Annotated in this window: 18 protein-coding genes; 11 read left to right on the plus strand and 7 right to left on the minus strand. The window is 65.3% G+C overall.

Annotated features, from left to right (window positions below; translation table 11 throughout):
- The first annotated feature begins 1 nt into the window (after nt 1).
- Nucleotides 2-2,269, plus strand: a complete 2,268-nt coding sequence (locus tag BN3789_RS10680; RefSeq protein ID WP_066834215.1) for an NHLP family bacteriocin export ABC transporter peptidase/permease/ATPase subunit — start codon at nt 2-4, stop codon at nt 2,267-2,269.
- A 10-nt stretch (nt 2,270-2,279) separates the two neighbouring features.
- A complete protein-coding gene (locus BN3789_RS10685; protein WP_066834217.1) occupies nt 2,280-4,460 on the plus strand; it encodes an NHLP bacteriocin export ABC transporter permease/ATPase subunit in 2,181 nt (726 codons plus the stop codon).
- A gap of 48 nt (nt 4,461-4,508) precedes the next feature.
- On the opposite strand, the gene BN3789_RS10690 is transcribed toward BN3789_RS10685, so the two are convergent.
- A complete protein-coding gene (locus BN3789_RS10690) occupies nt 4,509-4,808 on the minus strand; it encodes an STAS domain-containing protein (RefSeq protein ID WP_066834218.1) in 300 nt (99 codons plus the stop codon).
- Between the two features lie 115 nt (nt 4,809-4,923).
- On the opposite strand from BN3789_RS10690, the gene BN3789_RS13065 reads away from it, so the two are divergent.
- The 3 genes from BN3789_RS13065 (at nt 4,924) to BN3789_RS10705 (ending at nt 6,435) form a co-directional block, all read left to right on the plus strand.
- Nucleotides 4,924-5,247, plus strand: a complete 324-nt coding sequence (locus tag BN3789_RS13065; RefSeq protein ID WP_066834220.1) for a GNAT family N-acetyltransferase — start codon at nt 4,924-4,926, stop codon at nt 5,245-5,247.
- A gap of 37 nt (nt 5,248-5,284) precedes the next feature.
- A complete protein-coding gene (locus tag BN3789_RS13070) occupies nt 5,285-5,500 on the plus strand; it encodes a GNAT family N-acetyltransferase (RefSeq protein WP_066834222.1) in 216 nt (71 codons plus the stop codon).
- A 101-nt stretch (nt 5,501-5,601) separates the two neighbouring features.
- Nucleotides 5,602-6,435 (plus strand): MBL fold metallo-hydrolase, encoded by an 834-nt coding sequence (locus tag BN3789_RS10705; RefSeq protein WP_066834224.1) that lies wholly within the window; start codon nt 5,602-5,604, stop codon nt 6,433-6,435.
- An 86-nt stretch (nt 6,436-6,521) separates the two neighbouring features.
- Here the strand turns inward: BN3789_RS10705 and BN3789_RS10710 are convergent, their stop codons facing one another.
- Both BN3789_RS10710 and BN3789_RS10715 read right to left on the minus strand, forming a co-directional pair.
- Complete coding sequence (locus BN3789_RS10710) at nt 6,522-8,585, minus strand: YhgE/Pip domain-containing protein (RefSeq protein WP_066834226.1); 2,064 nt, start codon at nt 8,583-8,585, stop codon at nt 6,522-6,524.
- A 6-nt stretch (nt 8,586-8,591) separates the two neighbouring features.
- Nucleotides 8,592-11,159, minus strand: coding sequence for a YhgE/Pip domain-containing protein (locus BN3789_RS10715; protein WP_066834228.1), 2,568 nt, complete (start codon nt 11,157-11,159; stop codon nt 8,592-8,594).
- A 202-nt stretch (nt 11,160-11,361) separates the two neighbouring features.
- Between BN3789_RS10715 and BN3789_RS12820 the strand changes: the two genes are divergently transcribed.
- The 3 genes from BN3789_RS12820 (at nt 11,362) to BN3789_RS10730 (ending at nt 13,073) form a co-directional block, all read left to right on the plus strand.
- Nucleotides 11,362-12,012, plus strand: a complete 651-nt coding sequence (locus BN3789_RS12820; RefSeq protein WP_066834230.1) for a TetR/AcrR family transcriptional regulator — start codon at nt 11,362-11,364, stop codon at nt 12,010-12,012.
- A 376-nt stretch (nt 12,013-12,388) separates the two neighbouring features.
- Nucleotides 12,389-12,679: a nucleotidyltransferase family protein gene (locus BN3789_RS10725; protein ID WP_066834232.1), complete on the plus strand. Its 291-nt coding sequence runs from the start codon at nt 12,389-12,391 to the stop codon at nt 12,677-12,679.
- Nucleotides 12,663-13,073 (plus strand): HI0074 family nucleotidyltransferase substrate-binding subunit, encoded by a 411-nt coding sequence (locus BN3789_RS10730; protein WP_066834234.1) that lies wholly within the window; start codon nt 12,663-12,665, stop codon nt 13,071-13,073. Before BN3789_RS10725 ends, BN3789_RS10730 begins: the two co-directional genes overlap by 17 nt.
- A gap of 206 nt (nt 13,074-13,279) precedes the next feature.
- On the opposite strand, the gene BN3789_RS10735 is transcribed toward BN3789_RS10730, so the two are convergent.
- Both BN3789_RS10735 and BN3789_RS10740 read right to left on the minus strand, forming a co-directional pair.
- Nucleotides 13,280-14,161, minus strand: a complete 882-nt coding sequence (locus tag BN3789_RS10735; RefSeq protein ID WP_066834236.1) for a hypothetical protein — start codon at nt 14,159-14,161, stop codon at nt 13,280-13,282.
- Between the two features lie 13 nt (nt 14,162-14,174).
- On the minus strand, nt 14,175-14,879 hold the full coding sequence (locus BN3789_RS10740) for an alpha/beta hydrolase (RefSeq protein WP_066834238.1): 705 nt from the start codon (nt 14,877-14,879) through the stop codon (nt 14,175-14,177).
- 124 nt (nt 14,880-15,003) lie between these two features.
- Here BN3789_RS10740 and BN3789_RS10745 point away from each other — a divergent pair, with 124 nt between their 5' ends.
- Entirely contained in the window at nt 15,004-17,040 is a 2,037-nt protein-coding gene (locus BN3789_RS10745) for an elongation factor G (RefSeq protein ID WP_066834240.1), read from the plus strand.
- A 537-nt stretch (nt 17,041-17,577) separates the two neighbouring features.
- On the opposite strand, the gene BN3789_RS10750 is transcribed toward BN3789_RS10745, so the two are convergent.
- Nucleotides 17,578-18,864, minus strand: a complete 1,287-nt coding sequence (locus tag BN3789_RS10750; RefSeq protein WP_066834242.1) for an ATP-binding protein — start codon at nt 18,862-18,864, stop codon at nt 17,578-17,580.
- 1,065 nt (nt 18,865-19,929) lie between these two features.
- Here BN3789_RS10750 and BN3789_RS10755 point away from each other — a divergent pair.
- Entirely contained in the window at nt 19,930-21,624 is a 1,695-nt protein-coding gene (locus tag BN3789_RS10755; protein WP_066834244.1) for a peptide ABC transporter substrate-binding protein, read from the plus strand.
- A 241-nt stretch (nt 21,625-21,865) separates the two neighbouring features.
- Here the strand turns inward: BN3789_RS10755 and BN3789_RS10760 are convergent, their stop codons facing one another.
- Nucleotides 21,866-23,719 (minus strand): alpha-amylase family protein, encoded by a 1,854-nt coding sequence (locus tag BN3789_RS10760; RefSeq protein ID WP_066834246.1) that lies wholly within the window; start codon nt 23,717-23,719, stop codon nt 21,866-21,868.
- On the opposite strand from BN3789_RS10760, the gene BN3789_RS10765 reads away from it, so the two are divergent.
- Nucleotides 23,718-24,032, plus strand: coding sequence for a hypothetical protein (locus BN3789_RS10765; protein WP_066834248.1), 315 nt, complete (start codon nt 23,718-23,720; stop codon nt 24,030-24,032). The two genes, BN3789_RS10760 and BN3789_RS10765, sit on opposite strands and share 2 nt — an antisense overlap.
- The last annotated feature ends 106 nt before the right edge of the window (nt 24,033-24,138 follow it).

Below are 24,138 nucleotides of genomic sequence, written 5' to 3' on the forward strand. Positions count from 1 at the left end.
CATGGCGAACACGATCGCGCGCGTGCCCATCATCATGCAGATGGAAGCGCTCGAATGCGGCGCCGCCAGCCTGGCCATGGTGCTCGCATACTACAGGAAATGGGTCCCGCTCGAGCAGGTGAGGCTCGACTGCGGCGTCTCGCGCGACGGCTCGAACGCCGCGAACCTGCTCAAGGCCGCGCGGGCCTACGGGCTCGAGGCCAAGGGCTATCGCTTCGAGCCTGTGGCGCTGCGCGAGCACGGGCAGTTCCCCTGCATCCTCCACTGGAACTTCAACCACTTCGTCGTGCTGTGCGGCTTCAAGGGCGACCGCGCGGTGCTCGCCGATCCGGCGCGCGGCAGCGTGACGGTGACCATGGAGGAGTTCGACCAGGCGTTCACAGGCATCTGCCTCATGATGAAGCCCGGGTCGGCGTTCGAGCCCGGCGGCAAGCCCCACAGCGTGCTCGGGTTCGCGCGCGAGCGCCTGCGCGGTTCGGCGCCGGCGTTCGCCATCGTCATCGCAACGACGCTGTTCGTCACCGCGACGGGCATCATGACCTCGGTGTTCTCGCGCGTCTTCACCGACCGCATCCTCACGGGCGACAACCCCGACTGGCTCTATCCGCTGCTGGCGCTCATGGCGGGCGTCGTGGTGGTCCAGGCGGCGGTGAGCATCGTGCGGGCCGTCTGCATGGAGCGCATCGAGGGCAAGTTCGCCATCGTGGGCAACGCGACCTTCATGTGGCACGTGCTGCGCCTGCCCATGGAGTTCTTCTCGCAGCGCATGGCGGGCGACATCGCGTCGCGCCAGGCGACCAACGCGACGATCGCCTCTACGCTCATCTCCGCTGTGGCCCCGGCGGCGCTGAACCTCATCATGCTCGTGTTCTACCTGGTCGTCATGCTGCGCTACAGCGTGGTCCTGACGGTTGTGGGTCTGGCGACGACCGTCATCAACGCCGCGGTCGCGCGCATCGTCTCGAACAAGCGCACGAACATCACGCGCGTGCAGATGCGCGACGAGGGAAAGCTGGCGAGCACGACCGTGGCGGGCATCGAGATGATCGAGTCCATCAAGTCGTCGGGCGCCGAGAACGGCTTCTTTGCGCGCTGGGCCGGCTATCAGGCGTCGGTGAACTCCTCCGAGGTGCACGTCCATCGCGTGAACCAGCTTCTGGGCGAGATCCCGACCCTCGTCCAGGGCATCGCCAATGCCGTGGTCCTCGTGATGGGCTGCGCGCTGATCATGTCGGGCGAGTTCACGCCCGGCGCGCTCATGGCGTTCCAGGGCTTTTTGGCCTCCTTCCTGGCACCGTGCCAAAGCCTCATCGCGACGGCGCAGAGCCTGCAGGAGATGCGCACGAACATGGAGCGCATCGAGGACGTGATGGACTATCCGGTGGCGGTCGACCCCGAGCCGGGAGAGCGCTCGGTGCACGACGTCCGCGTGTCGGGCGGCGCGCCGAAGACATCCGTGACCTCGGGGGACGCGCGCGACCTTGCGCAGGCTGGATCCGGCCCCGCATCCGCCGCGGCATCCGACGCGGAGGGACTCTCCTTCGACAAGCTGTCCGGTCGCCTTACCATGGAGCACGTGACCTTCGGCTACTCGCGCCTCGCCGCCCCGCTCATCGAGGACTTCAGCCTGGACCTCAAGCCGGGCGGCAGCGTGGCGTTCGTCGGCCCCTCAGGCTGCGGCAAGTCGACGCTCGCCAAGCTCATCTCGGGCCTGTACGAGCCTTGGGAGGGCGCGATCCTGTTCGACGGCAAACCGCGCGAGGCATATATGCGCGAGGTCCTGACCGGGTCGCTCGCCGTGGTCGATCAGGATATCGTGCTGTTCGAGGACACCATCGCCAACAACATCAAGATGTGGGACAGCTCGATCGAGGACTTCGAGATGATCATGGCGGCGCGCGACGCCCATATCCACGATGCGATCATGGAGCGCGACGGCGGCTACAGCTACAAGATCCTCGAGGGCGGCCGCGACTTCTCCGGCGGCCAGCGCCAGCGCCTGGAGATCGCACGCGTGCTCGCGCAGGATCCGACCCTCATCATCATGGACGAGGCCACCAGCGCGCTCGACGCCAAGACCGAATACGAGGTCATGCGCTCGGTGCGCGACCGCGGCATCACGACCATCGTCGTGGCGCACCGCCTGTCGACGATTCGCGACTGCGACGAGATCATCGTGCTCGATCGCGGCCACGTCGTCGAGCGCGGGACGCACGAGGAGCTGTACCGCGCGGGCGGGCTGTACACCACGCTGGTCACGAGCGAGTAGGGGGGCGAAGATGGGACTGTACGACGAGCAGATCAAGCAGCGCAAGCGCAACGACGAGAAGCGCTTCTCCGACTCCTTCGCCGACCTCGCCTCGGTCATCATGGGCGAGAAGGCCGCCGCCAAGACGCTGAACGAGCAGGAGAAGGCCACCAACGCCATCGGCGAGATCCTCAAGTTCTTCCATGCGCCTGCAGGCGAGCTGCCCGCGCATCCGGGCGGCATCGACGACCAGATCGAGTACCTGTGCCGGCCGTCGGGCATCATGCGGCGCACGGTCGAGCTCGAGGGCGGCTGGTATAGGAACGCCTCCGGTCCCTACCTCGGCTTTTTAGAGGATGGCTCGCCGGTGGCGCTCATCCCGCACGGGAACGCGGGCTACCGGTATTTCGACTGGGGCGAGCAGCGCACGGTGGACGTCGACGCCGCAAGCGCGAAAAGACTGCAGCGCGAGGCCATCTGCTTCTACCGGCCCCTGCCGCTGCGCGAGCTCGGCGTGGCCGATCTGGCACGCTTCGCCCTCGACTCGTTCACGCCCGCCGACTACGCCATGATCCTCGTGGCCACGGGCGCCTCGACGCTGCTCGGATTCGTCACGCCGATCATCACGCAGTTCCTCTACGGCAGCGTAATCCCCGTCGGCGCCTCGACGGCGCTGATGTCGACGCTCGTGCTGCTCGTGGGCATGGTGCTGTCCTCCTCGCTCATCAACATCGTGCGCAGCGCGGTGCTCGCGCGCATGCAGACGCGCCTTTCCGTCTCGATCGAGGCGGCGGTCATGGCGCGCGTCCTGTCGCTGCCCGCGTCGTTTTTCAAGCGCTACGGCTCCGGTGACCTCGCGAGCCGCGTGCAGGGCGTGCGCCAGGTCTGCACGGTGCTGTCCGACATGGTGCTGACGGTCGGCTTGAGCTCGGTGTTCTCGCTGGCGTACCTTGTCCAGGCCATCGGGTTCGCCCCGCAGCTCGTGCTGCCGTCGCTTATCGTGACCTTGGTGAACATCGCGATCGTCGTGGTGTCAGGCCTCGTCAAGGCCTCCTTTGCGCGCCGCCAGCTGCAGTATTCGGCCAAGAACTCGAGCGTGGTGCTGGCGCTGATCGGCGGCATCCAGAAGATTCGCCTCGCCGGTGCCGAGCGGCGCGCCTTCGCCCATTGGGCCGACGGGTATCGCAAGCAGGCGAGCTGCCAGTACGGGCTGCCCAGGGTCGCCGTCGTCGGCCCGGCGCTCACGGCCGCCATCACGCTTGCGGGCAACATCGTGATCTACCATGTAGCTGCGACGGCGGGCATCGCGGTCGCCGACTACATGGCGTTCAGCTCGTCGTACGGCATGGTGTCGGGCGGCGTGGCCCAGCTCGCGTCGCTCGCGCTGGTGGTGGCGCAGATCCAGCCGTTGCTTGAGATGGTCGAGCCGGTGCTCAAGGAGGTGCCCGAGGTGTCCGAGGGCAAGCGCGTGGTGACGCGCCTGTCCGGCTCCATCGAGCTGTCCCGGGTGAGCTTCCGCTACACCGAGGGCGGTCCCGACATCATCCACAACCTGTCGCTACGCATCCGTCCGGGCCAATACGTCGCGGTGGTCGGCGAGACCGGTTGCGGCAAGTCGACGCTCATGCGCCTGATGCTCGGATTCGAGAAGCCGCGCAAGGGCGCCATCTACTTCGACGGGCGCGATATCGACAAGATCGACCTGCGCTCCCTGCGTCGCCATATCGGCGTGGTGATGCAGGACGGCAAGCTGTTCCAGGGGGACATCTTCTCGAACATCGTCATCTCCGCACCCCAGCTGACGCTGGACGATGCGTGGGAGGCGGCCGAGATGGCGGGCATCGCCGACGATATCCGCGCCATGCCGATGGGGATGCACACCATCATCTCCGAGGGCAGCGGCGGCATCTCGGGCGGCCAGCGCCAGCGGCTCATGATCGCGCGCGCCATCGCGCCGAAGCCGAAGATCCTGTTTTTCGACGAGGCGACCAGCGCGCTGGACAACGTGACACAAAAGATCGTGTCCGACTCGCTCGACAGCCTGCGCAGCACGCGCGTCGTCATCGCGCATCGCCTGTCGACGATCCGGCACTGCGACCGCATCCTGGTCATGCGGCAGGGCGGGATCGTGGCAGACGGCACCTACGATGAGCTGCTGGAGACCTGCCCGTACTTCGCCGACCTCGTGAGCAGGCAGCGCGTCGAGGCGTAGACGCGGTTTGCGCCCGCGCGGGGTTCGGCCCCGCCATGGGACTCGGGGCTACTCGATCGTGAGGATATCGATGAAGCCCGTCATCTCGAAGATCTCCATGATCTCGTCGTTCACGCCGGTGAGCGTGAGGCTCGTGCCGCGCGCGGCGCTCTGCTTCTGGGCGGCGAGCAGCACGCGCAGGCCCGCGGAGCTCACGTACTCGAGGTGGGAGAAGTCGAGCACCACGTCATGGGTGCCGTCGATGGCGGGAATCAGCTCCTCGTGCAGCTTCGGGCTCGTCGTGGTGTCGAGTCGCCCCTCGAGGGAAAACGTCAGGATGCCGTCCTGTTCAGCGCACGTAACGTTCATGTCTTCGGATCCTTTCGGTTGCGGCGCGGACGCGCCGTGAGCTCAAGTTCCCATTGTAGGCCACAGGGGACGGGTATGATGGGGCTGAAACGTTTTCGTATGAAAAGGGGGAGCCATGGATACACCGGTGCGGTTTCGCTTCGCCGAGCGCGAGGACACGCCGCTCGTGCTCGAATTCATCATCGAGCTCGCGCGCTATGAGAAGCTTGAAGACCAGGTGGTCGCCGACGTGGAGACGCTCGAGCGTGAGTTGTTCGACGAGGGCGGGGCACAGGTTCTGATCGCCGAGGTCGACAGGCAGCCGGTCGGGTTCGCGCTGTTCTTCCACAACTTCTCGACGTTTCTGGGCAGGCGCGGCCTGTACCTCGAAGACCTGTACGTGGTGTCCTTTATACACATCTATGTGTGTATAAGAGAACGAGGCTGTCCGTCTCGCTAGGCGCAACCTCTTCGTCCCGGTCCCGCAGGTCTGGGACGTGAAGGCCTACAACGAGCGGCTGCTGCTGGCGCGCCTGGCGCGCATCGCATGCGAGCGCGGGTGCGGCAGGCTCGAGTGGTGGTGCCTTGACTGGAACGAGTCGAGCATCGGGTTTTACCGGTCTTTGGGCGCCGAGGCCATGGACGAGTGGACGGTCTATCGGATCGCGGGCGACACCCTCCGCCACCTCGCCCACGAGTCCGCTCCCGAGTAAGTGCAAACTAAAGGTACGTCCCCAATTTGCATTTTTGCAAATTGGGGACGTACCTTTAGTTTGCACTCGTGTGTCTACCAGGGGTTTGGGGAGAGGATGCCATGAAGATCACGGTACTGCTGGAAAACGCCACGCCCTCGAGTCGGTTTGTGGCAAAGCACGGGCTGAGCCTGCTGTTGGAGGCCAACGGGGCGCGCGTGCTGTTCGATATGGGGCCCGACGGCAGCTTTCTCGACAACGCGCGGGCGCTGGGCGTCGATGCCGTGCATGTCGACTGCGCCGTCATCTCGCACGGGCACTACGACCACGGGGGAGGCCTGCGCGCGTATCTGGAAGCGAGCGAGGCCGCGCAGGTGGAGACGCCCATCTACGTGCGACGCGGCGCGTTCGCCGAGCACGTTTCGGGGACGGCCGAGCACCATCACGACATCGGGCTCGACGCTTCGCTCGACGCGTGCCCGCGCCTGGTTCCGACCGATGATATGCGTCTGCTTGGACGCGGCATGATGCTGTTCTCGGGTGTCGGGGGCGCATGGCCGAGGCCCTCGTCGAACGGCAGGCTGCTTGAGCGGCGCGATGCGGGGCTCGTGCCGGACCCCTTTGTCCACGAGCAGAGCCTGCTCGTCCATGAAGGCGATCGCTACCTGCTGGTCTCGGGGTGCTCCCATGCGGGCATCTTGAACATCATGGACCGCGCCGAGACGCTGGCGGGCGCGCCGATCGATACGGTGATTGCCGGCTTCCACCTCACGGCGCCGAGCGCGGGAGGCGTGCCGGATGCGTCGTCGGTGCGCGAGATGGCGCGCGAGCTCGCGCGCAGGCCGACGCGGTATGCGACGTTTCACTGCACGGGGCTCGATGCCTACAGCATCCTCCGCGATGAGTTGGGCGAGCGCATCCGCTACCTCTACACCGGGTCGTCGGTCGAGCTGTAAGGTGCGGTCGGCTGCCTGCGGTGGAGCCGGGCCATGCGCGAGGCAGGTGGAATCGAGGGGCTCGGGCGCGGTCCCGGTCCGCACGCCTACATGATGCGGGTCGATTCGAGCGCGTGCTCGAGCTTCTCGTTCACGCGGATGACCGGACGACGGGCGACGAGGCCCAGTAGCAGCGCGGGTGCCAGGTACAGCGCGAGCAGCCCCAGCTCGATCCAGAAATCGGCGCCGTACATCCCGAACATGGCCGCCCTCATGGCCCCCTCGGCGTGCACGAACGGAAGCCAGGGGAAGATCGCCTGGAACGCTGCAGGCAGCATCTGGGGCGGGAACGTGCCGCCGGCACCGGCGACCTGCAGGACCATGAGGACGACGGCGATCGCCTTGCCCACATCGCCGAACGAGGTGGTGAGCGCGAAGATGATGTTGACGAACACGAGCGACGCGACGCATCCCGCGAGCAGGAACAGAACGGGATGGGCGCACTGGACGCCCAGATAGCACAGGTCGCCTCCGCAGATCAGAAGCGCCTGCGCTATGCCGGTCCCGGCGAACAGGGCGAACCTGCCCAGATAGGACTGCGTGAGCGTGCAGCCGGTCTCGCGGAGGGCGGCCTCGCTGGGCGTCGCCTTCACGAGCGCGGCGAGCACGACGCCGCCGATCCAGATGGAGAGCGTCGTGTAGAACGGGGCCATCGCGGAGCCGTTGTTCTCAACCGGGTACACGGCATGGCGCTCGACCGTGACGGGGGACGCCACGAACGAGCCGAGCTCGGCCGGCGAGGTCAAGAGGATAGAGCGCAGGCTGTCCATGTCCGAGGATGCGAGGGCGTCCCCGATGCGCCCGGACAGCTGGTCGAGCGCGGATGCGCGGTCCTCGAGCTCGCCTGCCGCCGTATCGAGCGCCGTGCGGGCGTCGGCAAGCCCCGCGCCGTCGTCGACGAGCTGCGCGAGCTCGCCGCGCGCGGTGCCGGCGTCGGTCAGGGAGCGCTCGATGTCCTGCGAGGTCTGCTGCAGGCCGCTCGACAGCTCCTCGAGCTCGGCGATCGCTTGCTGAACGCGCTCGTTTATGCCCTCGATGGTCACGCGGATCTCGTGGACGCGGCTGAATTCGACGGAACCCACCTGGAAGCGGTCCTCGTAGCGTTTCACGAGCGTATCCTGTCCGTTCAGGCTGTCCGACAGCTTGCGCAGCGCATCGATGCGCGCCCGCACGCTCCCGTCGATCTCACCGAGCGCTCCGGAGAGTTCGTTCGCCTGGCCGGAGGCGGTGTCGAAGGCCGCGTCGATGGCGGCGCCCACGTCGTCGAGACCCGAGGTGCTGCCGGCGAGCGCACCGTCCACGGCGCCGACGGCGTCATCGATCGCGGCGTCCAGACCGCGCAGGCCGTCCGCGCTCTCGACGAGCGCATCCTCAAGCTCGCGGTTGGGGGCGCTCGCCGCGTCGAGCGTCACGACGCTGGTGTCGAGCAGCGCCTGCGAGGAGCCGGCGAGGGAGGAGAACGACCGGGCGATGCCGGCCGTCTCCCTGAGGGTCTGGGACGCGCCGCCGAGCGCTCCTTCGAGGTTGGCGGCGGCGCCGGCCAGCTGGTCGTCGTCCAAAAGACCGCTCAGCTCCTCGAGCGCGCCGGCGCCCACGTCGGTCACGGCCTCGGCGAACCCACTGTCGATGTCCTGCTGCACGGCGGCCGACGCCTTGTTCGTGACGATCTGGGCGATGGCGTTGGCCTTCTGGTTCTGATAGAACGGCACCTCGGCTTGGCGCGGATCGCTCGAAAGCCCGCTCAGCAGGCATGTCGAGAAGTCCTCCGGGATGATCACCGCGGCGTAGTAGGCGCCCGAGCGGACCCCCTCGATCGCCTCGTCATGCGTGGTGGGCGTGTAGCCGATCGACGTCGATTCGGTCAGCTCGGACACCACGCGGTCGCCGAGGTTGAGCTTGACGGGGACGAGCTCGCCCTCAAAGCCCGCATCGTCGTTGGCGACGGCGACCTTGAGGTTGCTTGTCTCGCCATAGGGGTCCCAGCTTCCGGCGATGTTGAACCATGCGTAGAACGAAGGGACCGTGATGATGCCGACCATGACGACGATGCTGATGGCGTTCGCGTAGGCGTGGCGCGCGTCGCGACGGATGAATGCCCAGATGCGGTTCATGGAGCTTCACGACCTTTCCGAGTCGGAGGGGAAATGGCTGCCCGTGCCGGCGCGCCCATGCGCCGCTGCGTGCACCGCCGCAACCGGTGCCGCCAGGCTGTGCAGGTATTCGATGACGATGAGGTAGGCGCACGAGCAGGCAAGCGAGACGATCCAGCAGATGAGCAGCGGGAGCTTCGCGGGCAGCACGAAAAGCGCGAGCAGCAGCACGGCGGGAACCCATCCGAGGGCGATGAGGCCGCGGTGCACGAGGCGCGGGTAGGCCCGTTCGAATCCGCGGGCGCGGGCGGAATCGGCGAGCAGGGCGCCCGCGCCGCCGAGATTCTCGGGCGCGCGGACCGCCTCGGTGGCGTCGGTGCGCTCGGCGATCATGAGGTCGGTTTGCGCCAGGCGCCGGTCGAACAGGGTGTTGATGCGCAGCAGCCGGCGACGGGCGCCGATGCCGACGATGAGCGCGGGTGCGCAGAACAGCATGAGGACGGCGAGGTTCTGGACGTAGTACATGCCGTAGAAGCCGGCGACCGCCTCGCGCATGGCGTCGATGCCGTAGGTGAACGGCAGCCAGGGGTGCAGCGCCCGGAAGAACCCGGGCATCATCTCGATGGGGTAGGTGCCCGCCGCCCCCGGAATCTGCAGCACGACGAGCAGGACGCCGAGCGCCTTGCCGATATGCTTGAACGAGACGGCGAGCGCGTAGACGATGAGCACGTAGACGAGCGACGCGACCATGCCGGCGAACACGTACGCGACGGGCGAGACGCACTGGATCCCGAGGAGCACGTCGCCGGTGCAGCAGATGATCGCCTGGATCTGCCCGAGTGCGGCCAGAAGCAGCCAGCGTCCGAAGAACGCCTGGTAGGGGAGCACGGTCCCGATGCCCTCCGCGTCGACTTCGAGCTTGTAGATGGCGACCAGCACAAAGCCGCCGACCCACAGGGCGAGGTTCGTGTAGAACGGCGCCACGCCCGAGCCGTAGTTCTCGACCGGGAAGACCGCCTTGTCGACCATGGCCGCGGGCGACCCCATGAAGGAGCCGATGCGCGCGGGGTCGAGGTCGACGAGACGGGAGAGCTCGCTGGCCGCCTGCGCGCTGCCGAGCGCATCGAGGTCGTCGGCGAGGCCGCGCACCCGCGCGGACGTGTCGCGGATGGTGCTGGACGTGTCGCGCGCAGTCGAGGCGGTCTGGTCGAGCAGCGTGTCGAGCTGGCCGAGCAGGGAGGACGCTTGCTCGGTGAGCGGGCGGACGGATGCGAGCGCGCCGGACAGACGGCCGCCGGCGCTGGCGAACGCGTCGAGCGACGAGGTGAGCTCGGGCAGGGCGCCGCCAGAAAGCTGGGCCTGCAGGTCGGCGATGCGCTCGGTGCCGTCCTGCACGGCGCCCGCGACCGAGCCCGACAGGTCGCGCACGTCCCCTGCGGCCCGCTTGATGTCGTCGGAGATCTGCTGCAGGCGGTCGAGCTGGGCATTCTGCGCGTCGGAGAGCTCCACGAGCGCCTGGATCTGGACGTCGAGCTCCTTGACGATATCGGTCTGGATGGTCGTCTGCTCGCCGTCTTGCGGGGTGAGGGTCACGATGGTGGAGCGGACGGTCTCGAGCGAGGTCTTGAAGGTCTGGACCGTTCCGTCGAGCGCACGGATCCGCGCGATGGCGGCATCGACGGTGCTCTGTGCCCACGCGACGTCGCCGGCGAGCGCGCTCAGGTCGTAGGCGGAGGTCGAGGAGATGCGTGCGATGGTGCCCGTTCCGGTACCGAGGGCGTCCGAGAGCGTCGACGCCATCTCCCGCATGCCGCTCCGCGCGTCGCCCAGCGTGCCCAGCGAGGAGTCGAGGGTGCCGGCGAGCGCGTCGGAGGTGCCGGCGATCGAGGCGAGCGAGGCGCGCGCGTCGGCGATCGCGTCGCGCGAAGAGGACAGCGTGGCGTCGAGCCCGTCGATGTCGCGGGAGAGGCCGTCGAGGGAGCTCGCGGTGTCGCGCAGCGCGCTTGCGGCGCCCGTCGTACCCCGGTCGATATCGGCGAGCGCGCCGGCTGCCGCCCCCTTGAGCTTTTCGGAGGCGACCTCGCCCACCACGCGGACGAACTCGTTGGAGATCTGGTCCTCGAGGGTGGTCGCCCCGGTGTCGGTGACCTTGGGCGCGATGGCGTTTTCCTTCTCGTTGACGTAGTAGGCGATATGCGCCGGCTGCGCGCTCCCGTCGAGCACGCCTGCAAGCGTGGACGTGAAGTCGCGCGGGATGATGAAGGCGGCGTAGGCGTCTCCTGCCCGCACCTTGTCCGTCGCCTCCTTTTCGGTGTCCACGAACGTCCATCCGAGCTGGTCGTTTTCCTCCAAGCGCTCGCGCACCATCTCGCCCGCGTTCGTGGGTCCGCGGTCGGGGATGTCCGCGCCCGCGTCCTCGATCACGACCGCTACGGGCACGGTGCTCGTGTTCTCGTAGGGGTCCCAGTTGGCCAGGATGTTGATCCATGCGTACAGCGACGGGATGATGCACACGCCGAGGGCAATGACGACGGCGGCGGGGTTGCGCACGATGCGTTTGAGGTCGCGCGCGAAGATGCGAAAGACGGTTCTCATGGGTTCTCCTCGGCATCGTCTGGGCGATGCCCTCGACAGCACACTGCAGATACCCGTTTTCTTACCATGATTCCAATAATTTTGAGAAAAGTTCAAAAAACTTAAGAGATGATAGAATTTCGAGTGAGCAAGGGAGACCACCGCGTCCGTCTCGGACGGTTCCGCGTTTTTCCCGATGAGGGTTTCGGCAGAGGGTGCAGGTATGAAGAAACAAGTCGAGAAGCGCGACGCTGCGGAAGCGGCCGGCGCCCAGGCGCGGACGCGCAAGAGCGCGGCGACGCGCGAGCGCATCATGGCGGCGGCGACCGAGCTCATGCTCGAGCACGGGGGCACCGGCTTTCAGATCGGTGAGGTGTCGGAGCGCTGCGGCATGTCCAAGGGGTCGCTGTACTACTACTTCGCCGACAAGGGCGCGCTCGTGCAGGCGATCTTCGACCGCTCGATGGACGGCCTTGTCGCCGACGTCGAGGCCGCGGTGGCGCACGCCCCGTCGGCGAGCGCGTCGATTTTGGGCCTGGTCGAGGCGGTGGCGCGCGCGGTCCGCCCGGGCAGCGCGCTCACGCTGGCGCTCGCCCATGGCATCTGGGACGTGGAGCACGAGGTCCTGCCGCACATCAAGGAGCATCTCGACCGCATCATCGCCGTGCTGGAGGCCCAGCTGGAGCGCGCCAAGGGGGAGGGGATAGTGCGCCCGGGCGCCAACAGCCACCTGGTGGCGGTCGCCATCATCGGCGCCTTTGCGATCACGGAGTACGCGGGCGAGGTCGTCGACGAAAACGACGATCCCGAGGCCTTCGTCCACGGCGTGCTCGACGTCGTCTTCCACGGCATCGGCGCGGACGGGCAGCACTGAGCTGCTCATTAGATGGTTATTGGTTTATAAGGTGGTAAGGTGAAAGCTTATGAAACGTTGTCTTTTAATTGCATTACTACTGCTCATAGCATTTGCTTTTATCGTGCTATCCAATAGGTTCCTTCCAAGTACCCGGATTGGATGCTACCCGATAACCATCGGCTGACGAGGGCAACCACTGCTAAAAGTCGTGACAGGTTGGGGAGTAAAGCAGCTTTCGCAATACAGCTCGCCATCAACAGCGGAAAGCATGGCAAAGGCTCTATAGCCTGCATGTTCATCGTCAATCGAGCGCGTCGATCGTCCGCTTTTGCGTCGAGTGCCCCGCGCGTGGCACGGTAAGATGTATTCACGTTCGCGATGGAAAGGGAGTTCCATGGCAGATATCGATCGGGTGTATCGACAGATCGCGCAGATTGCCGAGAGGGAGGGCGCGCAGCGGGTCATCTTGTTTGGATCCCGTGCGCGAGGGACCAATCTGCCCAAAAGCGACATCGATATCGCCGTCGAGGGCTGTCCCCATCCAGAAGCGTTCGAGGATGCCGTGCAAAACGACCTCTGGTCGTTGCTCATGGTGGACGTCGTCAATCTCGATGAGACGGTTTCGCCTGCTCTGCGCGCAGAGATCGAGCGGGACGGAAGGGTGCTGTATGAAAAAGCTCGATAACTACCGCTCGGCGCTCAGGGTGCTCGAGCAGGCTCCTCTCCAGGACCGGACCAATGAGTTTGTGCAAAGCGGCATCATCGGCAAGTTTTCCCTTCAGTTCGAGTTCGGCTGGAAGCTGCTCGGTGCACTGTTGACATACGAAGGGGATCAGGTCTCGGCGTCGGGCTCTCCCCGGGAGATCATCAAGCGTGCGTTTCGGTATTTCGACGGCATGGATGAAGAGGCATGGCTCTCCATGCTACGCAACCGAAACGACATGACACGCATCTACGATGCAGTGCGCGCCTCAGCGCTCGTGGAGCGCATCGTTGATGACTACATCCCCGTCTTCCAGCGGCTTGAGGCATTCGTGCTCGAGCGCTATGCATCCGGCGAGCTCGACGAGCTGGCCTGAGGGAGCGTCTTCGCAGTTGCGCTGACGGTGCCGGATCATTGGCAGGCGCAGATTTTTATCAACGCCACCGAGAGCATGCCCAGAAGATGTACCCAGATAACGGGCCCAGAACTGGCAGAGAAGAGCTCAAAGGAGGCTCTCACTGCAAGTTCTGGGCCCGCTTGGAGGGTGTTCAACACTTCGTCCGCCGGGGAGCAGGCACCCTGCTATCCCTCGCGCACGGTGAACAGGTAGCCTACCGTGCCCGCATCGAAGGTCGCCTCAAAGAAGTACCGGTATCCGGGTTCGATCGTGAACGCGTATGCCCCATCAGACGCAGTGACCTGCGCGTCCTCTCCGGGAAAGTTGATCGAGTTGGGGTCCGCAGCACCCGAGATGTCAGCTTCGCTCCAGCGGGTGACGTGGAGGTCGGAGGCGGGCACGTCGAATGACACGGTGGCGTCGGTCGGACCGTCAACCTGCGCGTCGATAAGGTCGTCCGCCTTGACCTGAACCGGGTCGGCAACGTCCGCCGTCACGGTCACACCCTCGCCGTTCTCCTCGTAGCTCCAGGTGTAGCCGTTGGTTTGCGGCATGAGCGAGACGAGGGCCTGCTCGGTCCGGTACTCGACGGTCGCCTGCGCCGGCTCGGCGGGGTCGCGCTCCACGTTCAGCTCGGAGATCATATCCGCATACGGCTCGAGGTTTTCGGGTGCGCCCTCGTCGATGATCGCGATGGCGGTGATGCCGGGGTATTGTGCCGGATAGCTCTCCAGCATGATTCCGTTGCCGGTGACGCGCACGACGTTGCCGCTGGCGAGCGCATCCGCAGAGATCTCACTGGCGTCCGCGTCGACGATGCGCGCGGTATCGAGGCCGGGGTAGTAGGGCGACTCGGTGTCTTGGTCGATGAGCAGTATACTGCCGTCGTCGAGGAGGGCGACCAGCGCGGTGCTGGTAAACGATGCGGCCGCTTCACCGCTTCCCCGGTCGGTCTGCGTGTTTCCCGCAGCCGGAGACGACGACGGGGACGAGCAGCCCGCGTTGAAAGCAAGGCTTGCCGCAAGCGATGCCGTGGCGAACAGGGTGAGGCACGGATGCGTCTTCATGGCCGGTCTCCTCTCAGTCGAGGTACATCGTATCATGCCCGTCGTCTTGTCTGCCGAGGAAGGAGTCGAGGGCGGATATGCCCGCCTCGAGGCGCTCCTGGTGATGTTGCATATGGTTGCCGGGCCCCATGGCGATGTCGACGTCGCATCCATATGCGCGGCAGAGTTCCGCGCAGCGCTCCATGCGGGCCTGTACGCGTCGCATGATCGGGGCGCCCGAGCGCGGCTCCTTCTTGCCGAGCGAGAAGTACGCGTAGCGGCCCGCGCCGTTGAAGGGATGCCGCTCGAGGTCCTCAACCAGCCCTTCATACCACAGCGAGCCGGAGAGGCTCGCGCAGGCGATAAGGCGCGCGTCGCGGCAAAACGTGTGGAAGGCGAACAGCCCGCCGAGGGAGTAGCCGCAGATGGCGAGCGCGCGGGGCCGGATGCCGTGGCGCCGCTCGAGGGCGGGGACGACGGAATCGAGCAGCTCGCGGAGCGTGCGGTCGCCGTGCCCCCCGAACGGGGCGTTGCCATCGCGCAGGCCCGGTGCCGGCCACGGGGTGAGGTTGTCGCCCCATGCCGCAATCGGAATGCGCGCGACCGAGGCGCGTCTGCCTTGCGCTGCCTCGGCGATGCCGAAGGGATGCTCCGGCAGGTCGATGACGCAGATGAGGGGAGCGGTCGGTCCTTCGGCCCCTTGGAACACCTCGCATGTCTCAAGATCGATGCAGTCCATGATGCACACCTCCTCATCCAGTATACGAGGCACCCGGTCGTTTCGTTCCCGGCCCAAAAAGCACCAGCCCCTGCGCTTCGTGTGCGACAATGGTGAGCGCAGCAATCGGTTGGAGGAGGCGTGCATGAAGCAGGCGGTGGTGGGGCTTTTGGCCCATGTCGATGCGGGCAAGACGACCCTTGCCGAGGCGATGCTGTTCGCCGCTGGCGCCATCCGCACGCGCGGGCGCGTCGACCACGGCGACGCCCATCTGGACACCGACGCCATGGAGCGCGAGCGCGGCATCACGATCTTCTCCAAGCAGGCGCACTTCGACCACGACGGTACGCACTACATGCTGCTCGACGCGCCGGGCCACGTCGATTTCTCCGCCGAGGCGGAGCGCACGCTGCAGGCGCTCGACTACGCGATCCTCGTCATCGGGGCGAACGACGGCGTGCAGGGCCATACCGAGACCATGTGGGATCTGCTGGAGCGCTACGGCGTGCCCACGGTCCTCTTCGTGAACAAGATCGACCTGGCCACGGCCGATACCGAGGCGCTCATGCATCAGGTGCGCGCACGGCTTTCGGCTTCGTGTCTGGACGGGGTCGCGCTTGCCTGCGCGGCGGGGGTGCGCGTGCCGGAGGGCTGCGCGACGGACCCGGGCGCTCTGGAAGATGCCGCGGCGACCGACGAGGCGGCGCTCGACGAATACCTCGAGACCGAAACCCTGGCGCGCACGACGGTGCGCCGCCTGGTGTCGGAACGGCGCGTGTTTCCCGTGCTGTTCGGTTCCGCGCTCAAGGGCGAAGGCGTCGAGGAGCTACTGTGTTGTCTCGATGCGCTGGTCGACGAGCGGACCTGGCCCGACGAGTTCGCCGCGCGCGTGTACAAGGTGAGCCGCTCTCCCCGCGGCGAGCGGCTCGCATGGCTCAAGGTGACCGGCGGGACGCTGCGCGCCAAGATGTTCGTATCGGGCACCGAGCGCGGCGAGGCGTGGGAGGAGAAGATCGACCAGGTCCGCATCTACCAGGCCGAAACGTTCCAGACGGTCACTGAGGTCCCCGCCGGCCAGATCTGCGCGGTCACGGGGCTCACGCATGTGGTGCCCGGCAGCGCACTGGGCGCCGAGCCCGCGGGCATGGCGCCGCAGCTCGCACCGGTCCTGTCCTATCAGGTGCTTCCCGGATCCAACGACGTGCACATCGTCGTGCGCGCCCTGCGCGAGCTCGCCGACGAGGATCCGCTGCTGGGCGTGTCGTGGCAAGAGCACCTGCAGGAAGCGCACGTGCAGCTGATGGGCGCGGTCCAGCGCGAGGTCATCCAGCAGACGCTCTCCGAGCGCTTCGGGCTGGATGTCGAGTTCGGCCCGGGAGGCATCTTATATAAAGAGACCGTGACCGCGCCGGTCGAGGGCATCGGCCATTACGAGCCGCTGCGCCATTATGCCGAGGCGCACCTGCTGATCGAGCCGCTGCCGCGCGGCGCGGGCATCGAGGTGGGCACGAGGTGCTCGGAAGACGACCTCGACCGCAACTGGCAGCGCCTCATCCTCACGCACGTGCTGGAACGCGAGCATCTGGGGGTGCTCACCGGCTCGCCGATCGCCGACGTGCGCATCACGCTGCTCGCCGGCCGTGCGCACGCCAAGCATACCGAGGGCGGCGACTTCCGGCAGGCGACGTATCGCGCCATCCGGCACGCGCTGATGTGCGCGCGGGAGCAGGGCGCCTGCATGCTGCTGGAGCCGTGGTATCGGTTCCGCCTGACGGTACCTGCCGACAAGGTGGGCCGCGCGCTCGCCGATGTGCAGCGCATGGGCGCCGAGTTCGATGCACCGGAGATCGCGGGCGACACCGCGCAGCTTGTCGGCACGGTGCCCGCGTCCGAGATGCGCGAGTACGCGCTCGAGGTAAGCGGCTACACGGGCGGCATGGGGCGCTTGGCGCTCGAATACGCAGGGTACCGGGCGTGCCATGATGCCGAGCGCGTGAACGAGGAGGCTGCCTACGATCCGGAGGCCGATCTGCCCAACACGCCCGACTCGGTGTTTTGCAGCCACGGCGCGGGATACACGGTCAAGTGGTTCGATGTGGCCGAGCACGCGCATGTCGAGGTGGATCCCGCGCGCCTGCGCCCCTGGCGCGAGGCGGATGCGGCGTTCTTCTCGCGCGGGTAGCGGGGGATTGCGCGGGTTGTCAGCGGGTCTGCCGGGCGCGCCAGCCTGCCCGGATTTTGGCATGTATAAAGCGCTGATAAACCTGCAGGTAGCGAGCATTCTCGTGCATAAAAATCAGGCCGAAGTAAAACCCATCAAGGACACAGGTTGAGTTTGGTGCGATTTTTGAGTGCCTTTTCACCCTATGCGCCGTACCCCTCGACAAAACCGCAGGATTCAACTGGGCTTTTGTCGAGAGGTACGGCGCATGTGGGCAGAAGGCACTCAAAAATCGCACCAAACTCGTATACATGGTTTTTGGACCCGCCCCAGAAAGGGGTCGGCATATTGAGGCAGCGGCTTTGCACCGGGCCGCCGGCATGAGTGGGCGGCCTGTCTGCGATTTTGTGTAAAGCCGGAGTGATATCTGCTATTTGGCACCGTGCTGTCCGGAAGCCTTTGCAACGCGAGCTCTACGGTGGGCTGTCGCCCTCCCAACGCGAACATCGGGTTTCAGCGCAGCGCGCATCCGTCCCGGATGGCAGGATGGCGAACGAATCAGCGCGACGCGGTTCCGACGCATTCGGTAAGAAGGAACCTCCAAGCAGGGATGACCTCAATCAAGACCTCGTCCTGCTCGATGGTCTCTTCTTCCTCTTTGGTGACGATAACCAGCCGCTCGATAGCGGTGTCTGCTTTGGCCAGCCGGACGAGATTGCCGATTTCACGGCCGCGCGCTTCCCCTGCGATTGAGTAGGCAACCTGGACCGCCAGCCGTGCCTCAGGCAGATAGAAGTCCACGTCGATGCCGGTTTTTGAAGACTTTGCATAGTGGAGGTCGGCCCCAAAGCGATCATAGAGGGCAACGGCTATCTCGTTTTCCAGAAGGGCTGTCTCACGGTCGACGATAAACAGGTTGAGCAGCCCGTTATCCGAGAAGTAGTACTTGGGGCTTCCCTCGCGCTCAACGAATTTCGCCGTGGCATTAGTGATTCTGAACAGGAGATACGCCTCTTGTGCATATTCGAGGTACGCTATCAACGTATCTTTCGAGATCGAGAATCCGATATTTTTCAAGGTGTTGTGGAGCGTCGAGAACGAAACCTCGGTGCGGACCACCTCGGCGATTTTCTTCATGAGCACACGGAGCGCGTCGACATTGCGCACGCTGTAGCGAGCTGCGATATCTCCGAGAAGCACCTTCTGGTACACGTTTTCAACATATTCGCGAGGAGAGACGTAGCGCAGCGATTCGGGGAACCCGCCAAGTTGATAGAACGTGTCGAAATGGCGCGCGATGCGTCCGATTTCGCGCGTCGTGAAAAGGGCGGTTTCAGTGCGCGCCTGCTGCCTTGCATCAAGATACTCATCAAAGCGGTAGGGGGTTACGTGCAATGGAAAGAAGCGACCTCCCAGCGTCGAGGAAATCTGCCTGCTGAGCATCGTGGCGTTGCTGCCTGTGATGTAGACGCGCTCACCGGCGTCGGCGAGCCTGCGGGCAAACTTCTCCCAATGCGCGATGTTTTGGATCTCGTCGAAGAAGAAGTAGCCGCGCTCGTCGCTCAGCTCGTTTTGCACGAGCAGGATATCCTGAAAGTCTCTCGCTGAAAAATCTGCAAGCCGCTCATCTTCGAAGTTGATATAGATGATGCGCTCCCAAGCCACGCCATGAGCGACGAGGTCCTGCACCACGCTATACAGGAGCGTCGACTTTCCTGCACGGCGCAAACCGGTGATGACATAGTTTGCCTCGGGGTCGAGTTCGTATCTACGTGGAACGATGTGTGCGTTGCGGATGATTTCATGCTGATCGAAGATGATTCGCTTAAGTGCTGCGTGGTTCATACGGCGTCATCCAATCTGTCGAATATACTCGACAGAATCATATACTTTTTGTCGAGTACATTCGACAAAAGAGAGCGTATTGCTGTGCGGACGGAACAGTTCGCGTTGAGTACGGCCCGCGGCCTTTTTAAGAGCGACCGTCCTGCTCAAGGAGCCAGCCAAGCGCGTAGACCTGCTGGATGCCGTCGTGCGAGATGGGCCTGACGTCATCCAGGGTGATGAGATACTTCGGATGATTGTCTCGAACGGACTTCAGGGGGGCAGCTCGCGCTCGAGCGCGGCGGGATTGGCGACCGTTTCCGCGACCTAGTAGTGCACCATGCCGTTTGCCCCGTTGGCGATGAAGTCGATTTCGCCAGCAGGCGTCTTGTCAACGACGCGTTCGACCCTCGCCGACAGGGGGACGGCCGATCCGAGCCGGCGCATCGTCTCCCCGCGCCTGTCGCTGCGCACGAAGTGAGCTGCGCTCGCCGAGCAGCTCGAAGCCCTGACCGGGGAGGCAATGCCCGCAAGACGGCGCGGACTGGCGGCGGGTCTGCCGGGCGCGCCAGCCCGCCCGGTTTTTGGCATGTATAAAGCGCTGATAAACCCACAGGTAGCGAGCACTCGCGTGCATAAAAATCAGCTCAAAGTAAAACCCATCAAGGACACAGGTTGAGTTTGGTGCGATTTTTGAGTGCCTTTTCACCCTATGCGCCGTACCCCTCGACAAAACCGCAGGATTCAACTGGGCTTTTGTCGAGAGGTACGGCGCATGTGGGCAGAAGGCACTCAAAAATCGCACCAAACTCGTATACATGGTTTTTGGGTCGGACACCACGGCAGATGCTCGACGGATCTCATGCCGGCGACCGATGCGGACTGAATCAACGATCGTTTCCCGAGGCGAGTGCACCCAGCTGAAAGACGCGGAGCTTTCGCAGGCGCCCCACCACCCACTCCATTCAACTAAAACATTTCCAGCACTTTTCCAAACCGTTAACGGACGGTTCGACGCTTTACTTAACCAGAGTGCTGGTTTATACCATTATCCACGGAGGATGAGATATCTAGGAGGTACGGAAGATGGCAAGCGAATCGAATCGTATGCCCATGATGGGCCGCAGGCAGTTTATCGGCAGTGCCCTTGCGGTGAGCGCCCTGACCGCGCTTGCCGGATGCAGCGGCGGCACCGGGTCCACGAGCGGGTCTGCGCCGACCGGCGATACGGGCAGCGCCTCGTCGGGCGACAACGTCATGAGCATCTACACGAGCGAGCCTGCGTTCATCGATCCGTACAACGCAAAGGAAGTCCAGGGCACCATGGTCGTGCTCGCGTGCTTCGACACGCTCGTCTCCTGGGACTGGGACACCAACACCGCGGTGCCCCTGGCCGCAGCCGAGCTTCCGTCGCTTTCGGATGACAAGCTCACCTACACGTTCAAGCTGCGCGAGGGCATGACCTTCCACAACGGCGATCCCGTCGACGCCGCCTCGTTCAAGCGCGCGTGGGAGCGCCTGGCCGACCCCACGATGTCCACGCCGTCCGATATCGGTTACCACCTGCAGCCGGTCGCGGGCTATCAGGGCATGGTCGACGGCAACGCGACCGAGATGAGCGGCCTTGCCTGCCCCGACGACCTCACCTTCGAGGTGACGCTCACCGCACCCATGGCCGACTTCCTGGCCGTCTGCTGCCACCCGGGCCTCTCGCCCGTGCCGCAGGCCGCTATCGACGACCCGGCGACCTTCCTCGAGCAGCCGATTGGCAACGGCCCGTTCATGCTCGACGAGCCCTGGCAGCACAACCAGTACATCTCCTGCTCCCGCTTCGAGGGCTACTACGGCGATGCGCCCAAGCTCGACGGCGTGTACTTCGCCATCCACAGCCAGCCCGACACGGCGTTCAACGAGTTCGAAGCCGGCTCGCTCGATTTCGCCCAGATTCCGTCCGGCCGCATTCAGCAGACGATCGACGCTTACGGTCAATCGGATGACGGCTACACGGTCGAGCCGGGCAAGCAGGTGCTCGTGGGCAGCCAGGTCTCCACGTACTTCATCGCCCTCAACACGCAGGACGATCTGCTTTCCAACGTGGACCTGCGCCGCGCCGTGTCGCTCGCGATCAACCGCCAGAACATCGTCGACACGCTGTTCGAGGGGACGCGCGAGGTGGCCGACACCATCTTCCCGCGCGCCATCGACTCCGACGACGAGAACATCTGGCAGTACTGCACCTACGATCCCGAGCAGGCCGCCCAGCTGCTCGACGCGGCCGGCTACCCGGCGGCCGACGACGGCAGCCGCGGGCTCACGCTCACGCTGAGCTACGACAGCGGGCGCGGCCACGAGGACATCATGAGCTCCATCCAGGCGGACCTCGAGGCCGTGGGCATCACGGTCACCCAGGACACGGCCGAGTGGGCGGTGCACCTCACCAAGATGAGCGAGGGCTCGTTCCAGATGGCGCGCAGCGGTTGGACGGCGGACTATCCGACCATGGACAACTTCCTGTACCCCAACTTCTACAGCACCGCGGCCGACAACTACCCGCACTACAACAACCCCGAGGTCGACGCGGCGATCGATGCCGCGCGCCAGATCGAGGACGAGGACGAGCGCAAGGCCGCCTATCGCAAGGTCTGCCATATGATCGGCGAGGACATGCCGCTCGTGCCGATCATGTACTACGCGCATAACTACGTGGGCTCCGAGCGCGTCCAGTCGTTCTACTACGACGCGCAGCAGCATCCCGACTTCAGGACTGCCGAGCTGGCGTAAGCGATTCGCCTTTCTCGTGCCGTCCCGCGATCCCGCCATCCTCCTTGTATCGTTGCGGACGGCGTCATGAACCTGCCCCTGGCCACCTTTCTCCAACGGCCAGGGGCATCGCTGTATCGAGCGGTCGGGCTCCTCCCCGATGGCGGGTATCGGAAAAACGGGGGACGGGTGCCATGGGCCTGCCGTTTGCCAGGGAGGCGGCAGGCCCATGGCACCCGTCCCGATTTGCTCGGCGGTCAGCCTACTTGAGCATCCAGATGAAGCTCCAGCTCGGCATGTCGACGGTGGCGACCTCGGCGGTCGTGCCGCTCATCAGGTCGGTGTAGGTCGCCGTCTCCGGCATCCAGACCGTCTTCGCGTCGTCGCTGAAGTTGAAGACCGCGTGCAGCTCGCGCCCGCCGGCGCGGCGCACGATCCACAGGATCGAGGTGTCGCTGTAGTCCTTGGTGCAGACCTCTGCCTCGGCGCCGAAGATCGCCTCGGTGCGGCGGATGTCCTCGAGCTGCGCGAGCGCGCTGAAGATGCGCTGCTGGATCGTGCCGGGCTTCTCGATGTTTTCCGTCAGCTCCCAGTCGAACGCGCCGCGGTGGATGTAGCGGGAGTCGGCGGCCTTCTCGGGATCCTCTTTGTAGGAGTAGTCGTTCACCTGGCCGATCTCGTCACCGCTGTAGATGATGGGCAGGCCGGACTGGGTGAACATGTAGGCGTGCAGCATGATGTCCTTGCGGATGGCCACGTCCATGGCCGCCTCGTCGCCCTCGAAGCCCGCCGCCTCGATGCCGCACATGGACGCGGTGGTGCCGCAGAAGCGCGCGTCGCCCGTCACGGGGTCGGCGTTGTACAGCTCGCCGCGCGAGACGCTGCCGGGCGCGACGCCGCAGAAGTAGTCGTTCAGGAACTGCTTGTGCGGCACCTCGGCCATGCCCCATGCGGACAGTGTGCCGTAGTCGAGGCCCCAGCCGATATCGTCATGGCAGCGCAGGTAGTTCAGGAACGTGTACTCGCGCGGCAACCCGAAGACGGCGTCGAGCTGGGAGCGCAGCAGGCGCGTGTCGCGGCAGGCCACGGTGTTCCAGGTCGTCGCCATGGTGGTGACGTTGTAGAGCATGTGGCATTCGGGCTTCTCGACCGTGCCGAAATATGGCACGACCTCGACCGGCGCCATGACGACCTCTCCCAAAAGCACGATGCCCGGGCAGACGATCTCGCCGATCATGCGCATCATGCGCACGATGGTGTGGACCTGCTTGAGGTTGCGGCAGTTGGTGCCGAGCTGCTTCCAAATGTAGGGCACCGCGTCGATGCGGATGATGTCCATGCCCTGGTTCGCCAGGAACAGGAAGTTGTACATCATCTCGTTGAACACGCGCGGGTTGCGGTAGTTGAGGTCCCACTGGTAGGGGTAGAACTGCGTCATGACGCACTGGTCGAGCTCGGGCAGGTAGGTGAAGTGGCCGGGCGCGGTGGTGGGGAAGACCTGCGGGACGTCGCGGGTGTAGCGGTCGATGATGCCCTGGTCCTTCACGAAGAAGTAGCGGCTCATGTACTCGCCCTCGCCGGCGCGGGCGCGGCGGGCCCACTCGTGGTCCTCGGAGGTGTGGTTCATGACGAAGTCCATGCACAGGCTGATGCCGCGCGCATGGCATTCGTCGGCGAGGTGGGCGAGGTCGTCCATGGTGCCGAGCTCGGGCTTCACGCGGCGGAAGTCGGAGACCGCGTATCCTCCGTCGGAGCGGCTCTTGTCCGCCGGCGTGTCGAGGAACGGCATCAGGTGGAGGTAGTTGACGTTGCACTGCTGGACGTAGTCGAGCTTCTCCTCGACGCCCTTGATGGTGCCGGCGAAGTTGTCGATGTACATCTGCATGCCGAGCATGTCGCTCGCGCGATACCAGGCGCCGGCGGTCTCGCGCTGGGCGTCGAGCTCCTTGAGCTTGGCGCTGCGCTCGTCGAAGAAGCGCTTCATCTGGTCGCAGAGCTCGGCGAACATGTCGCCGTTGTCGTAGAGCTCCATGTAGAGCCAGCGCAGCTCGTCGTGATGGCGGGCGAGGCGCTCGGCGAAGATTTTGTCCGCGGCCTCCTTCTGGGCCTTGGTCATGCGGGCGCTTGCAGGCTTTGCGGCTGCGGGGGACGCGGTCTTGGGCGCGGCCTTCTTCGCGGCGGCCTTCGGCTTGGGTGCGGCCTTGGCCTTGGGGGCCGCGGCGGTCGGCTTCTTGGCCGTCGATGTCGCGGAGCCGGCCCGTGCCGCCGTCTTCCTGGTCGCGGCGGTCTTCGTGCCGGCCGCCTTGGACGTCGCCTTCTTCGCGGCCGACGGCTCCTTGCCCGCGGCGCTCGCGGAGCCGGACGCGGGGTCGTCGGTTAGGATGGGGTCGGAGGGGAGCTGTCTCTTATACTCATCTAGATGTGTATAAGGGACAGGGCTTGGCCTTCGGGGCTGCGGGGGTGTCGGTTACGACGGTTTCCTGCGATGCGGCAGGTTGAGGAGTCTCTGCCATGTGACGTGTTCCTTTCGCGGCG

This window comes from Collinsella ihumii (assembly GCF_900046475.1).
GTDB lineage: Bacteria > Actinomycetota > Coriobacteriia > Coriobacteriales > Coriobacteriaceae > Collinsella > Collinsella ihumii.

What these genes read in the sequence shown, in the direction of transcription:
- BN3789_RS10680 (WP_066834215.1), top strand. Translation starts at nt 2, where the DNA reads ATGGCGAACACGATCGCGCGCGTGCCCATCATCATGCAGATGGAAGCG.
- BN3789_RS10685 (WP_066834217.1), top strand. Translation starts at nt 2,280, where the DNA reads ATGGGACTGTACGACGAGCAGATCAAGCAGCGCAAGCGCAACGACGAG.
- BN3789_RS10690 (WP_066834218.1), bottom strand. Translation starts at nt 4,808, where the DNA reads ATGAACGTTACGTGCGCTGAACAGGACGGCATCCTGACGTTTTCCCTC.
- BN3789_RS13065 (WP_066834220.1), top strand. Translation starts at nt 4,924, where the DNA reads ATGGATACACCGGTGCGGTTTCGCTTCGCCGAGCGCGAGGACACGCCG.
- BN3789_RS10705 (WP_066834224.1), top strand. Translation starts at nt 5,602, where the DNA reads ATGAAGATCACGGTACTGCTGGAAAACGCCACGCCCTCGAGTCGGTTT.
- BN3789_RS10710 (WP_066834226.1), bottom strand. Translation starts at nt 8,585, where the DNA reads ATGAACCGCATCTGGGCATTCATCCGTCGCGACGCGCGCCACGCCTAC.
- BN3789_RS10715 (WP_066834228.1), bottom strand. Translation starts at nt 11,159, where the DNA reads ATGAGAACCGTCTTTCGCATCTTCGCGCGCGACCTCAAACGCATCGTG.
- BN3789_RS12820 (WP_066834230.1), top strand. Translation starts at nt 11,362, where the DNA reads ATGAAGAAACAAGTCGAGAAGCGCGACGCTGCGGAAGCGGCCGGCGCC.
- BN3789_RS10725 (WP_066834232.1), top strand. Translation starts at nt 12,389, where the DNA reads ATGGCAGATATCGATCGGGTGTATCGACAGATCGCGCAGATTGCCGAG.
- BN3789_RS10730 (WP_066834234.1), top strand. Translation starts at nt 12,663, where the DNA reads ATGAAAAAGCTCGATAACTACCGCTCGGCGCTCAGGGTGCTCGAGCAG.
- BN3789_RS10735 (WP_066834236.1), bottom strand. Translation starts at nt 14,161, where the DNA reads ATGAAGACGCATCCGTGCCTCACCCTGTTCGCCACGGCATCGCTTGCG.
- BN3789_RS10740 (WP_066834238.1), bottom strand. Translation starts at nt 14,879, where the DNA reads ATGGACTGCATCGATCTTGAGACATGCGAGGTGTTCCAAGGGGCCGAA.
- BN3789_RS10745 (WP_066834240.1), top strand. Translation starts at nt 15,004, where the DNA reads ATGAAGCAGGCGGTGGTGGGGCTTTTGGCCCATGTCGATGCGGGCAAG.
- BN3789_RS10750 (WP_066834242.1), bottom strand. Translation starts at nt 18,864, where the DNA reads ATGAACCACGCAGCACTTAAGCGAATCATCTTCGATCAGCATGAAATC.
- BN3789_RS10755 (WP_066834244.1), top strand. Translation starts at nt 19,930, where the DNA reads ATGGCAAGCGAATCGAATCGTATGCCCATGATGGGCCGCAGGCAGTTT.
- BN3789_RS10765 (WP_066834248.1), top strand. Translation starts at nt 23,718, where the DNA reads ATGCGGGCGCTTGCAGGCTTTGCGGCTGCGGGGGACGCGGTCTTGGGC.
- BN3789_RS10760 (WP_066834246.1), bottom strand. Translation starts at nt 23,719, where the DNA reads ATGACCAAGGCCCAGAAGGAGGCCGCGGACAAAATCTTCGCCGAGCGC.